16 protein-coding genes are annotated in these 12,747 nt (G+C 48.6%); 10 read left to right on the top strand and 6 right to left on the bottom strand.

What is annotated here, in order from left to right; translation table 11 throughout:
- The first annotated feature begins 15 nt into the window (after positions 1–15).
- The 4 genes from RQP52_RS30790 to RQP52_RS30775 all read left to right on the top strand — a co-directional run bounded on the left by RQP52_RS30790 (position 16) and on the right by RQP52_RS30775 (position 3,128).
- Complete coding sequence (locus RQP52_RS30790) at positions 16–957, top strand: ComEC/Rec2 family competence protein (protein WP_315955376.1); 942 nt, start codon at positions 16–18, stop codon at positions 955–957.
- A gap of 18 nt (positions 958–975) precedes the next feature.
- Complete coding sequence (locus RQP52_RS30785) at positions 976–1,419, top strand: DMT family transporter (protein WP_315955375.1); 444 nt, start codon at positions 976–978, stop codon at positions 1,417–1,419.
- 35 nt (positions 1,420–1,454) lie between these two features.
- The gene (locus RQP52_RS30780; protein ID WP_315955374.1) at positions 1,455–2,273 is read left to right on the top strand and encodes an inositol monophosphatase family protein; all 819 of its coding nucleotides are present in this window, start codon (positions 1,455–1,457) and stop codon (positions 2,271–2,273) included.
- Between the two features lie 93 nt (positions 2,274–2,366).
- Complete coding sequence (locus RQP52_RS30775) at positions 2,367–3,128, top strand: arylamine N-acetyltransferase family protein (protein WP_379174940.1); 762 nt, start codon at positions 2,367–2,369, stop codon at positions 3,126–3,128.
- A 54-nt stretch (positions 3,129–3,182) separates the two neighbouring features.
- Here the strand turns inward: RQP52_RS30775 and RQP52_RS30770 are convergent, their stop codons facing one another.
- From RQP52_RS30770 to RQP52_RS30760, 3 genes are all read right to left on the bottom strand, one after another.
- Positions 3,183–4,298, bottom strand: a complete 1,116-nt coding sequence (locus RQP52_RS30770) for an NADH:flavin oxidoreductase (protein WP_315955372.1) — start codon at positions 4,296–4,298, stop codon at positions 3,183–3,185.
- Positions 4,299–4,402: 104 nt separating this feature from the next.
- Positions 4,403–4,720, bottom strand: coding sequence for an ArsR/SmtB family transcription factor (locus tag RQP52_RS30765; RefSeq protein ID WP_315955498.1), 318 nt, complete (start codon positions 4,718–4,720; stop codon positions 4,403–4,405).
- A 431-nt stretch (positions 4,721–5,151) separates the two neighbouring features.
- A complete protein-coding gene (locus tag RQP52_RS30760; protein WP_315955371.1) occupies positions 5,152–6,216 on the bottom strand; it encodes an LLM class flavin-dependent oxidoreductase in 1,065 nt (354 codons plus the stop codon).
- Between the two features lie 172 nt (positions 6,217–6,388).
- Between RQP52_RS30760 and RQP52_RS30755 the strand changes: the two genes are divergently transcribed.
- A complete protein-coding gene (locus tag RQP52_RS30755; protein WP_315955370.1) occupies positions 6,389–6,562 on the top strand; it encodes a hypothetical protein in 174 nt (57 codons plus the stop codon).
- Between the two features lie 164 nt (positions 6,563–6,726).
- Here RQP52_RS30755 and RQP52_RS30750 read toward each other — a convergent pair whose 3' ends face one another.
- Positions 6,727–7,347 (bottom strand): isochorismatase family cysteine hydrolase, encoded by a 621-nt coding sequence (locus tag RQP52_RS30750; RefSeq protein WP_315955369.1) that lies wholly within the window; start codon positions 7,345–7,347, stop codon positions 6,727–6,729.
- 184 nt (positions 7,348–7,531) lie between these two features.
- Positions 7,532–8,317 carry a class I SAM-dependent methyltransferase gene (locus tag RQP52_RS30745; RefSeq protein WP_315955368.1) on the bottom strand — a complete coding sequence of 262 codons (786 nt, stop codon included), beginning with the start codon at positions 8,315–8,317 and terminating at the stop codon, positions 7,532–7,534.
- A 102-nt stretch (positions 8,318–8,419) separates the two neighbouring features.
- Here RQP52_RS30745 and RQP52_RS30740 point away from each other — a divergent pair, with 102 nt between their 5' ends.
- From RQP52_RS30740 to RQP52_RS30725, 4 genes are all read left to right on the top strand, one after another.
- On the top strand, positions 8,420–8,989 hold the full coding sequence (locus RQP52_RS30740; protein WP_315955367.1) for a DJ-1/PfpI family protein: 570 nt from the start codon (positions 8,420–8,422) through the stop codon (positions 8,987–8,989).
- 305 nt (positions 8,990–9,294) lie between these two features.
- Positions 9,295–10,098: a uroporphyrinogen-III synthase gene (locus RQP52_RS30735; RefSeq protein ID WP_315955366.1), complete on the top strand. Its 804-nt coding sequence runs from the start codon at positions 9,295–9,297 to the stop codon at positions 10,096–10,098.
- A 136-nt stretch (positions 10,099–10,234) separates the two neighbouring features.
- Positions 10,235–10,546 (top strand): ArsR/SmtB family transcription factor, encoded by a 312-nt coding sequence (locus tag RQP52_RS30730; RefSeq protein ID WP_379174254.1) that lies wholly within the window; start codon positions 10,235–10,237, stop codon positions 10,544–10,546.
- Positions 10,547–10,597: 51 nt separating this feature from the next.
- The gene (locus tag RQP52_RS30725) at positions 10,598–11,110 is read left to right on the top strand and encodes an SRPBCC domain-containing protein (protein ID WP_315955365.1); all 513 of its coding nucleotides are present in this window, start codon (positions 10,598–10,600) and stop codon (positions 11,108–11,110) included.
- An 85-nt stretch (positions 11,111–11,195) separates the two neighbouring features.
- On the opposite strand, the gene RQP52_RS30720 is transcribed toward RQP52_RS30725, so the two are convergent.
- The gene (locus RQP52_RS30720; protein ID WP_315955364.1) at positions 11,196–11,966 is read right to left on the bottom strand and encodes an SDR family NAD(P)-dependent oxidoreductase; all 771 of its coding nucleotides are present in this window, start codon (positions 11,964–11,966) and stop codon (positions 11,196–11,198) included.
- Between the two features lie 146 nt (positions 11,967–12,112).
- On the opposite strand from RQP52_RS30720, the gene RQP52_RS30715 reads away from it, so the two are divergent.
- Positions 12,113–12,685, top strand: a complete 573-nt coding sequence (locus RQP52_RS30715) for a TetR family transcriptional regulator (RefSeq protein ID WP_315955363.1) — start codon at positions 12,113–12,115, stop codon at positions 12,683–12,685.
- The last annotated feature ends 62 nt before the right edge of the window (positions 12,686–12,747 follow it).

Genomic DNA, 12,747 nt, shown 5'->3' with positions numbered 1-12,747 from the left:
AGAGGGGGAATTCTTATGTTGAATACGAAAGTTCAATTCCTGAATGTCGGGTGGGGGGATGCTCATCTGATCAGGCTGCCTTCCGGCGGTGTGTGCTTAATTGACGGAGGGGACGGTACGTTCTCCGAAGAGCAAGATCATCCCTTGTCTTGGATGAACCGCAATGACGTTGATCAGCTGGAGTGGATGCTGCTCACTCATATTCATGAAGATCATGTCAACGGGCTTCTGGATGTAGCAAGAGCGAAGTCGGTCGTCCAAGCCGTTTTGCCGTACGAGCCCTTTGAGCTGCCTCCAGAAGAGCTGGTCGAAGAGCTAAAGGACGATTTCACATATAGAGTATACCGCATGCTGGCCACGTATCTGGAATTGGTTCAGGTCCTAATTGACCAGGGAACAGAGATTAAATGGCGCAGCGCGTATGGATCACGCGAGCGATCCGCGATTTGGTCCGAGGAAGGTGTCACCTTAACCCAACTATATCCTTGGGAAGGAGATCCGCTTCCGGCCTACGAGATGCTCATGCAAGCTCTCTCAGAAGAAGCTGAGGATAATGGCTTTAGAGAGAATTTACCGCGTTTCTTTGATTTATCTAATCATGATAGCTCCGTATATCGACTCAGCAGTGAGGGAGAGCCGCAGTCGAGCGTTTTATTCGGAGGGGATCAATTAGAACCTGGATGGGAACGTCTCGCACAGCGGACAGATCTTACGTGCAGCATATGGAAAGTTTCCCATCATGGGATGGATGATGGCTTTAATTCCCGTATTCTCGGATGGATTCAGCCTAAACACTGCATCATTCCCGTCAGCATCGGACGCTCACATGCGCTGAAGGGAGAATGGGAAGAGCTCCGTTCTGAAACGGATGCCACCTTTTATTTAACAGGGAGTTATGGCAGAGGAAAGACTTGCCGGATTGACAATGGATCCATGCCAATTGAAATTGGCTTTTAATTTAAAGGAGATAAGCGAATGTTAGTCAACAAGATCAGCTTCATACTTGCTTTTTCTGCTGGATTATTAGGCGTTACCCAAGGAATGATGAATGCTCACATCGGGAAAGTGCAGGGACAATACGGGATGATTATCGGTGTTTCCGCCATCCAAATCGTGGTTGCTTCCTTTTTATTATGGCGTATGAAATCCCCTTCTCCGCTGCAGCTTCATGTTCTTCCGTGGATCGTGATTGCCGGGGTTTTGGGTGTGGGTATCATGTTTAGTACTTCCTATGCCACAGGGAAAATCGGCACCCTCCCCGTCTTTATTCTGATCATTGCCGGGCAAATGGTTGCCTCATCGATTATTGATCATTTCGGGCTTATGGGTTTGCCTAAAAATCCGGTTAATTTAGCCAAATTCGGAAGTATTTTACTCATTATGACAGGTATCCTATGCTTCATTAAATCATCCAGATAAATCAAACATAGAAAGCTTTTGGAGAAGGAGCGCATATGAACGAGCAACAAGCGTATGAGAATGCAATTATGCAAGATGCAATCAGTTATGTGAAAGAAGCGGGCACTTTGATTATGGAACTTATGAAAATGCCGCTGCACATTCAGGAAAAGAAGAATCAAGCGGATCTTGTGACGGAAGTTGATGTGCAAAGTGAGCAATTGCTGCGCAGTAGAATTAACCATGATTATCCGGATCATTGGATCTTATCGGAGGAAACAGATGGCGGCAGAGAGGATTCCCATCATACATTAAAGCAGTCGCCAGCAGGCTACGGATGGATTATCGACCCTGTTGACGGCACGATTAACTTTATTCACAACATCGCGCATTTTGCGATCTCAGTGGGGATTGTGAAAGATGGCATTCCGATCGGCGGAGTCGTTTATAATCCGGTAACCAATGAACTCTACTCGGGTCAAAAGCAGGGAGGGGCTTTTCTGAATGGCCGCAGGCTTCAGGTTGGGCAAGAACAGGACATCAGCCAAGCTTTGTTGGCAACGGGTTTCCGCGCTTTGGACTGGAAGCCGAATTCTGTGGTCGTGGAACAAATCGGAAGAATGACAGGTAAAGCTCGGAGTGTGCGAATCATGGGGGCGGCCAGTCTTGATTTATGCCTAGTAGCGTCAGGGCGATTGACGGGATTTTGGCATGATGGCCTGTACCCTTGGGATGTCGCCGCCGGAATGGTTATTCTGCAGGAAGCGGGTGGCTTGCTAACCGATGCGGCAGGAAAAACATTTGTCTTAAGCGACGATAGCTTGGTTGCCACCAATGCGGCCGTCCATGAGGAATTAATGTCTCTATTAAAATGATATTTTGTCATCCTCTTGTGCCCCATGGTATGATTCAATCATATGACTGTTTTCTTACCAGCAAGTAATTCTTGTAAGGACGGTGTCTTAGGATTGAATAACCAAATTCAAAGCTATTTAGATCGCATCGGCTTTAAAGGCTCGCTTGATGGCAGTGCCAAGACGCTGGCTGCTCTGCAAGAGCGACATTTGTACTCCGTTCCCTATGAGAATTTGGATATTCTGGAACGCAAAGCGTTATCTTTGGATCCGCAGGAGTTGTTTCAAAAGATTGTTGTGCGCCAGCGGGGCGGCTACTGTTTTGAGCTAAATGCCTTATTCGGCTGGCTGCTGCGGGAACTAGGGTACAAGGTGACAGACCTTGTTGCCAGGTTTTGGCGCGATGAGACGGAGCTCCCGCCCAAAAGGCGGCACCACGTCCTGAAGGTAGAGGCCGAGGGCGCCGAGTATTTGTGCGATGTCGGAGTGGGTGGGGTCGTACCGATCAGGCCGATTGCCCTCATAGAGGGGCTTGTCCAGCAGCAAGGCGAGGAGTACTATCGCCTCGAGAGAGATCCTGATCATGGCTGGGTGCTTTGTGAACAGAAACACGGCGGTTGGCCCCGCATTTACTCGTTCACGGAGGAGCCTCAGCTGCCGAAAGACTATCTGTTTGCGAGTTACTGGTGTGAAAATGCGCCCGATTCGATTTTCACCAAGTGCCCGATTGTTGCGATCCGGACGCTGGAGGGACGGCATACCGTCTTTGATCGTGAGTTCCGTGTTTTCAATTCTGAGGGTGTACGAACCTTCACTCCCGAGACAGATGAAGCGTATAAAGAAGCGTTGTTAGCTTATTTTGGTATTGTTATATAAAAAAAGGTGCCCTCCAGCCATGGACATGGTTGGTGGGCACCTTTTTTTATGAAATCAGCTCAGCGTAGCAAGAGACTCCCGCGTGAACGGCTGTAATTCATCCGTGCGGTTATCGCGGATTTTGGCTGCCCAAGCAGGGTCAGTCAGCAGCGCGCGACCGACGGCAACGAGGTCAAACTCTCCGCGTTCGAGACGCTCGATCAGGCTTTCGATGCCGGCAGCCTCGCCGCCTTTGCCTTCTTCAAATAGGCTGGTGAAAACGGAGTCCAGTCCAACGGAACCGACGGTAATAGCCGGCTTCCCGGTGATTTTGCGCGTCCAGCCCGCCAGGTTGAGATCAGAACCTTCGAACTCAGGCTCCCAGAAGCGGCGTGTGGATGCGTGGAAGATATCAACGCCAGCTGCGGACAATGGTGCAAGGAAACGTTCCAGCTCCTCTGGATTTGCTGCGAGCTTGGCATCGTAATTCACCGGCTTCCATTGGGAGAAGCGGAAGATAATCGGGAAGTCGGGGCCAACCGCGGCACGTACCGCTTCAATAACCTCCACCGCAAATCGGGTGCGGTCAACAAGGTCGCTGCCGCCATACGCATCTGTGCGTTTATTGGTAACGTCCCAGAAGAACTGATCAATGAGATAACCATGCGCGCCGTGAATTTCTACGGCATCGAAGCCTAGACGTTTCGCGTCGGCTGCGGCTTGGGCATAAGCCTGAACGAGACCTTGAATCTCTTCAACCGAAAGGGGCTCGGATACTTGCTCGCCTTTCAAGTTGAGGCCGGATGGGCCGACGGAATCGATATTCGAATCGGGGAATTTATTCTTATCACGGGCAGTTCCGGTGTGCCAGATCTGCGGAGCGATTTTACCTCCAGCTTCATGTACTTCACGGACGACACGCGCCCATCCTTCCAGAGCTTCCTCGCCGTAGAAATGCGGCACACCGTGATCTGCCGACGCAGCCGGATGGTTAATGACGGTTCCTTCGGTAATGATTAAGCCAACGGCGTTCTCCGCTCTGCGGCGGTAATAGCCTGCTACGTTAGGGCCCGGGATGCCTCCTGGCGAAAAAGTACGGGTCATCGGTGCCATGACAATACGATTATCAAGCTTTAGGTTACCAACTTCAAAAGGTTGGAACAAAGCTGTTGTTGTTTTGGATGTAGTCATCTTATTTCTCTCCTCCTGCATGAAAAAAGTTATAATTAATCTATAAATACAAATATATAGATTAATCGATAAAGATGCAAGTTCTACGGAGAAAACTTTTGATACTACTTCTTCATGGCTTGCAGCCCCGAGGCAAAGTTCGCCAAAAAGTCGGCGATAGCTTCTTCATTTCGTCTGTAATAGGTCCATTGGCCAAATCGGCGAGATTCCAGCAGTCCCGCTTTCTGCATGGAAGACAGGTAAGAGGAGATGACAGACTGCGCAAGCCCGGATTTCTCCTGGATACTTCCCACGCAAACCCCTCCCGGGAATTCTTCTTTGATGACGCTCGGCAGATTTTCGTTCAACTTATCCGGCTCCCGGAGCCAGCAAAGAATGTTGAGACGGGTCTCATTGGAGAGAGCCTTCAGCACCGCAAGCATTTCTTCATGTTTCACTACTCGACACCCATTTCTGGTTGATTTGTTCCCAGTATACCAAAAGTACGGCGCTTGAGAAATAGAGGGATCTCTAAAGTGGGCAGCTTTTGAGGAACTACAGGCCGTTATTCCAGCAAATTTAGCCCGTTTCTGCGTTCAAGCGGAACTACAGGGCGTTATTTGACCGTCTAACCCTGTTTCTTTTAAGAAAACGGAGAAATAGCGGACCACAGTTCCCCTCCTAAGCCAAAAGAGGCCTACTGCGACAAAATAGTGCCCTGTAGTTCCCCTCCCGAAGAGGAACCGCTCAAGCGATAGCAGCAAGATTCAAGGGGGGAGTGCTCTATAGGAACGCTTATATATTAAAAAATCCGAGCCAAGGATAGTACACCTTGGTTCGGACCCTTTGCTTATGACGGATGGTATTACCGAAATCACCCTTGAGCGGTCTCGCGGGCAAGCTCTTTGCGAACGATTGGCGCGACTTTCGTGCCGAGCAGTTCGATGGTGCGCAGTACTTCGCTATGCGGCACCGAACTGACGTCAACGTGCAAGAGGAAGCGCGTTAGACCCAGGTTTTTGCGCAGCAGCACGATTTTCTCAGCTACATATTCGGGATCGCCTACGTAGAGTGCTCCGCGAAGACTGCGGGCGTCGTCGAACGATTCGCGGGTATACGGACCCCAGCCGCGCTCGCGCCCAATGGTGTTCATTTGAGCAGCCGTTGGCGGGTAAAACAAGTCGGCGGCTTTCTCTGTTGTATCGGAGATGAACCCGTGTGAATGCGTTGCGATCTGCAGCTTGCTTACGTCGTGCCCGGCTTTCGCAGCGGCTTCTTTGTATAACTTGACGAGAGGAGCGAATCTCTCCGGCATACCGCCGATGATCGCAAAGACGACCGGCAACCCAAGCAGGCCGGCGCGAATCGCGGACTCCGGATTGCCGCCGGTTCCGATCCATACGGGCAACGGCTCCTGAACGGAACGCGGGTAGACGCCAAGGTTGTTGATGGCGGGGCGATGGCCGCCGCGCCAGTTCACTTTCTCTGTTTCACGAATCGCGAGTAAAAGCTCCAGCTTTTCCTCGAATAGTTCGTCGTAGTGGTTCAAGTCATATCCGAACAATGGGAAAGATTCGATAAACGAGCCGCGGCCCGCCATAATTTCCGCCCGTCCATTGGATAGGCCGTCCAACGTGGAAAAAGCTTGGTACACGCGTACAGGGTCGTCCGATGACAACACCGTCACGGCACTTGAGAGCCGAATTCGCTTGGTTGTAGAAGCCGCAGCTGCTAAAATAACGGCCGGCGCCGAACTCGCGTAATCCGCGCGGTGATGTTCGCCGATCGCATAGACGTCCAGGCCGACTTGCTCGGCAAGATTAATTTCCTCAACGGCTTGTCGGAGCCGCTGCGCATGCGTGATCCCGCCTGCTCTCGGGGCAGCCTCGAGAAAAGTGCTTATTCCTATTTCGAGTGAAGTAGTTGTATGAGTAGACATGGTTTTTCTCTCCCTTCTGTATAGGAATATTATACTTTATATTTTAGTGTAACTCAACAAAAGTAAGTAAATATCAGAACGCTCTGTGGCGCTCAAATAGACCGGGAATATTTATGAATACCCTAAGCATCTGTTTTAGAGTAAAATAGAGCTTGTCGAAAGGTGGAATGTTATGCAAAAGAGAATGCGTAAAGCCGTATTGTTGGGTTTGGCAGGCGGGATTAGTTGGGCAGCCGTAAACTACTTTTTAGATAAACATATCAGTGTCAGCTTCGTCGGAGGAGCATCTTGGTTTCTTGTCACTATTGTAGTATCTTGGTTTTCCCAAAAAATTAACCAAAGCTAAATTTAAATAAATGTAACAGAAATGAAATCTTATATTCATCTGGTTTTAATGAAACAAGCCTATAATAAAAGTCGACCCCCCTTTAAAATATAAACCTTTAGACCCGCAGCCCGTTGCTGTGGGTCTCTTTTTTGCCTAATTTAAGGTTAACTTTTTAGGCTCCTCTATAATTGAGAGATTGTCTGTTGTGTTGACCACGTGGCACTGCTGAATGCCTGAAAGTTTGTCAACGCGGCTTGAAAAGCCTGTTCACTTATCGTAGTTGTGGCATCATAAACGACAGCGGTTTGGAAACCGTTTTCGATCAAATCACGCATATGCGACTCAACGCAAATATTTGATAGGGCTCCTGCCAGGATGATCTTTTCTTTCCGGTGTTGACGCAATTGGTAGACTAGATCATTGCTCTGCGGGCTGGCTATCTTATGGGCTGTTGCTATGACTGTTCGACTGGACAATATGTAGGGTTTAAGAGAGGGAACCCAGTCGGCGCCGACTGAAGTGTAATCCTGTTGTTTTTGAAATACACCGAGTTTTAATAACATTTCTTGTTCTGCTCCCGTGAATTGCCAACTGTAATCATGCGGATAGATATAATGGGGCGAGATAAAAAGTTGGTATCCTTTGCTCATCGCAGTATGCATGAGAATTTCCAAGTTTCCCAGTGTATTGTATTGCTCAATCAAGCTTTTGGTTAAATGGTAGCCCTTGCCTCCAGGGGAAAGAAAGTCGTTTTGCGGGTCCGTAATGACAATTGCTGTATTAGCGGGATGAGGTTTAAACATGTTTTTTCCTCCAAATCGTATCGAACTATGAGGATTCGTCTCGTCGATTATCCCCATGAATATATGAAGGGGAGCCTGGACATATTCCGCTAGAAAAGTGTGGTAAAATATGGAGCGAGGAAGGGGCCATATGGTTAAAAAAGAATAAGCAGCCAAAGTGGATTGGCTGCCTGTCTATTGTTATTTACAAAGGTTTGCTGAGCACAGCCCGCCACTCGTCAATTTCGAGGTATTGCAGCTTGCCGTTTTCGATGTGAACGGAAAAATAATCTTGAACCGCCTGATCTTCGCCGGTAATAAAATGCTCAACCGACTTCGCTTGCTCTTCGTTCTCGGCGGTACGCATGACCCATGCAGGGAACTTATGTGGTTTGCGATTCATAAGGGAAAGATCCACTTGCAAACCTGCTTTCTCCACAAGGGCTTGCCACTCGGGGACAGTTAAACACCGAACATGGCTAGTGTCACGCATAGCTTCAAATGTATTCATAAATTGATCAAGAACTTCGTCAGAGGGAGCGACGTTATCGATGAGAACCAGTTTGCCGCCCGGTTTGAGTACACGTGCCGCTTCATGAAGGAATAAGTGCGGATTAGGAAAGTGATGAGCAGCTATGCGGCAGGTGACGGCATCAAATGAACAATCGAGAAAAGGCAGCTGTTCGGCATCGGCTACAACAAAAAGGACATTATGGCACTGCGCCTGCTTCAAGTGATCAGCGGCAGCAGAGAGCATGGGACGTGTTAGGTCTGTAGCGACGACCTGCTGTACATGAGCGGACAGCTGTTTGGCTACGTGGCCGCCGCCTGTTGCAATATCCAGCACATTCCAAGTGCTTTCTAAAGGCAACCAAGTAAGAAGGAGTTCGAGATCATCACCTTTTGCATGATTCTCGCTTGTCACGTACTTGCTGGCATGTTTGCCGAACTGCTGCTGTACATGCTGTTTGATGGTACTTTCATTTTCCATAAGAAACACCTCCGAAATTGTTGTTTCAATAGATGAAACTCGGTATCACATAACGGAACTCATATTTATTTTATCATAATTATGGCTAAGGTGGTATCCACGATGGGGAAAATAATTTGTTTTATCTCTGATGAATTTGCGGATTTTGAGATTACCCTGGCACTCCATAAAATTAGAAACGTGGGCAAGAAGGATGTTCTGACAGTGGGCTATAGCGAGGAAGCTATCGTTAGCGAATCCGGTTTAACCTATAAGCCTGATTTGGTTTTCCATGAAGCGATGGCGCTGAACGATATTGAAGGACTTCTTATCCCCGGTGGCCCGATTCGAAACCAGAAGCAAGAGCTGACCGATTTTATCATCAAACTTGATGAAGAAAGCAAGATGCTTGCCGCTATTTGTAACGGGCCACAATATTTAGGGAGAGCCGGTCTGCTGCAAAATCGCAGGTTCACGACGTCATGTTCCGTAGAGCGTATAACTCAATTGCATGTAGAAGATCCGTTCCCGCGGGACAATTATGTAGATAAACGAGTGGTTCAAGATGGGCATGTCCTTACAGCCAAAGGTCGCGCTTTCGTCGACTTCTCTTTTGAAATATTTGATTATCTTGGCATCTATGCCGACGAGAATGAAAAGAGAGAGCTGTTTAGAGACATCATGGACAGATAACTTGGCCTGCGCCGTCTGTCTTATTTTTTCATGCGTCTCAAGCCATAATCGTTTAATAATGCCCAAATGAGCGTTTTACAACCCGGATGAGCTTCCACTATCGTGTGCCACATCGACAACACCCCCGCATTTATTATGTTTTATTTAACAGAATTTTCATGTATGGATGAGAGGCGAACTAAGCGGCACTCTGGGAAATCAGAAGCGCGGCATGTGGATGGTTCATCAAATCTCGAATTGGTTGATGAATTTAGCGGCTAATTTCTATATACTTTTCATAGTAAGATAGGGGGAATCGGAAAGAGATGGATAAATTATTGGGCAAGAAGATCGTTATTGCGGGTTCTAGAAAAACAGAGGAAATGAGTCTGCTCATTCAGAAGCAGGGAGGAATCCCTGTAGTTCGTCCTTTGCAAGGCTTCATTTATTTGGATGAGTCGGCTGTAGAGAAAGAATTACTATATTGCGCAAATAACCAAGTGGACTGGTTTGTATTCACGACGGGAGTTGGCACAGAAACGCTGTTGAACGCGGCTGAAAAGTTAGGTGTTGATTCCATGCTGCTGCAAAAAATGAAAGATACGAATGTTGCCGCGCGCGGATACAAGACAATCAATTTGCTTAAGAAGTTAGAGATAAAACCAACCGTCATTGATGAAGATGGGACGATCCAAGGATTAATTAACCGTCTGGGTGATTGCGATTTTGCGAATCAAACCGTCCTCGTGCAACTGCACGGAGAACCGCAACCCGCGTTGATTCAATTCTTGGAGGAACGGGGAGCCGCTGTGGTTCAGCTTTTGCCTTATCGGCATATTGAACCGGAAACCGCCGTGCTTGAAACATTGTGCCATGAACTTACAACAAGTTCGATTGATGCGGTATGTTTCACCACGGCCGTGCAAGTAAGATACTTATTCGTGTATGCGAGACGCCAAGGGATTAGTGATGCCGTGAGACAAGCTTTTACCACCCGTGTAAAAGCAGTTGCAGTCGGCAAAGTAACGGCCGAGGCTTTGAGAGATGAAGGGTTGAATCAGGTCATTGTGCCTGAAACGGAACGAATGGGAGCTATGATTATTGAATTAGTGAAGGATTACAGCAAATAATTTTAATATTCCTTTACAGGAATATTCCTTATGTGGTATATTCGGTTTAGTAAGTGAAACACCCATGACTCACACGAACCGAAGGCCCCGTACACTTACAGCAAGAGAACGGATGATGACAATGGATATTAACGTCATGAGTGCCTTAGCAGAACCAACCCGCATGCAAATGGTTGAACTTTTGCGCGAATGCCCGCTGACCGTTGGGGAAATCGCCGAACGGCTGCAGCTGCGGCAGCCACAAGCTTCCAAGCATTTGCGTGTTCTCAGTGAGGCCGGCATTGTGGAAGCCGAGGTGGATGCGAATCGCCGGATCTACAGGCTGCGGCCGGATCCTTTTCGAGAACTCGACAAATGGCTGGAGAGCTACCGCGTCATCTGGGAGCAGCGCTTCGACCGCCTGGATGACTATTTGCAGAAGCTGCAGGGTAAGGACACCAAGAATTGAACGGCAACAGAACGATTGTGACCCATCAAAGATATCAAGGAGGAAGTTAAAATGGCGAATCAAATGGTATCCAAGGTAGAGGATAAAGTATTAATTTTGGAACGCGAATTCAATGCCCCGCGCGAGCTGGTATTTCAGGTTTTCACACAAGCGGAACATCTGAAACATTGGTGGGGACCTAAAGGATGGACGGTTCCGGTATGCCATGTTGACTTTCGTGTAGGCGGTGTATGGCATTATTGCATGAAGTGCGAAGATAAGAACCAGGGCGACTTCTATGGCATGGAATCTTGGGGTAAAGCTGTGTACCGTGAAATCGTCGAGCCTGAGAAGATCGTGTACGTGGATTTCTTCTCCGATGCAGAAGGCAATGAAGCGCCAAATATGCCGTCAACGATTGTAACGCTTGAATTCATCGAGACGGAGAACGGGACGAAGGTTATTAACCGCGGAGAGTATGCGTCAGCTGAAGGATTGCAGCAAGTGATGGACATGGGCATGATGCAAGGTATTACAGAAACTTGGGACAGACTGAGCGAACATTTGGCGTCGATTCAAGCGTAATTGAAAATAGCTTCGTTCAGATAAAAAAGAGGGTATCCTTCAGTCATTGTAATGACCGAGGGATACCCTTTTTACGTATTATGGATTAGATAGACATGCCTCCCGAGACCTCGATGCGCTGGGCGTTAACCCAACGGTTTTCCTCGGAAAGCAGCGAAGCGATCATCGGGCCAATGTCGTCAGGTTCGCCGGCGCGGCCAAGAGCTGTCATTTCCGCGATCCGTTTGTTCAATTCGGGATTGTCTCGCACCATGCCGCCGGAGAAATCAGTTGCGATGGCTCCTGGTGCAACGGTATTGACCGCTATGCCACGTGCTCCCAGCTCTTTTGCCTGGTAACGGGTTAGAGTTTCAATCGCACCTTTCATGGATGCATAAGCGGAACTCCCTGGAGATATGATACGAGTAAGACCTGTGGAGATGTTCACGATCCGGCCGCCATCGCTGATGAGTGGCAAGAGCTTTTGAGTCAGGAAAAATACCCCTTTAAAGTGGACGTTATAGAGTTTATCCAGCTCCTCTTCCGTCGTTTGTTCGAAGCTTTTGTGATGCGATGTCCCCGCGTTGTTGACAAGAAAGTTAAAGCTCTCGGATCCAAGTTCATTAAGCGCCTGACGCACGCTCTGCACGAACGGCTCAAAGGAGCTCACATCGCTGGTGTCGAGCTGCAGCGCAATAGCCTTACGTCCCACCTCACGCACGAGGCTTGTAACGATTTCAGCTTCAGCTTGATTCGTATGGTAAGTGAAGATCACGTCGACGCCTCGCTTGGCAAGGTTCAGTACAGTGTTACGGCCAAGACCGCGGCTTCCTCCTGTGACGATGGCGATCTTTGTAGTGGTTGTTGATGTATGCATTCTCTATTCCTTCTTTCGCGGATTTTTTAGTTGGCAAACAAATAACTAACTGTTTAGTTATATATTAAGAGCTATCGAATCGTTTGTCAACAGAATCATGCCCATGATATATTGGAGCTAAAATGAGGGTACAAGGAGGAACCGCCATGCGAAACGCCGAAGCAACGCGGGAACGGATATTGGAGGCGGCATTGGCGGAGTTCTCCGCCTATGGCATCGCAGGCGCGCGTGTTGATCGTATCGCCAAAACTGCCGGATGCAACAAAAACTTGATCTACATCTATTTCGAGAGCAAAGAAAAGCTGTTCACAACCACGCTGCAAAAACACCTCATGCGGGTCTATGAGGAACTGGTCTTCACGCCTGAAGACCTGCCCGGTTATGCGGAGCGTGTATTCGACTTTACTATGGCGAACCCCGATTTGATGCGGCTCATGACATGGTCAAGCCTGGAGCAAAGAGCGGAAAGTCCAGCTGAGCGCAATGAGGTGCACGGCAAGAAGGTCGAGGCGCTGCAGAAAGCCCAAAGCGATGGCAAAGTAGGAGCGAGCTTCTCGCCGGGTTTTCTTTTGACCGCGATCATGACGCTAGCCACCGCTTGGACGGCGACGAATCCCTTTGGGCCATCGCTCCATCCAGAGGCTGCGAACAATCCCGATGAGCTTAAGGCCGCTATCGCAAGAGCTGTTCGGTTGATAGCCGCCGTTCATGGCGACTAAATTCATCTCCACCGCTTCTATCCGATCTCCGCTATTTCCCCAAATAGCGGACTGCCGTTCCT

Source organism: Paenibacillus violae (assembly GCF_032461945.1).
GTDB classification, from domain to species: domain Bacteria; phylum Bacillota; class Bacilli; order Paenibacillales; family NBRC-103111; genus Paenibacillus_E; species Paenibacillus_E violae.
The sequence above is the reverse complement of the archived record's forward strand: the minus strand, read 5'-3'. Positions and strand labels throughout refer to the sequence as shown.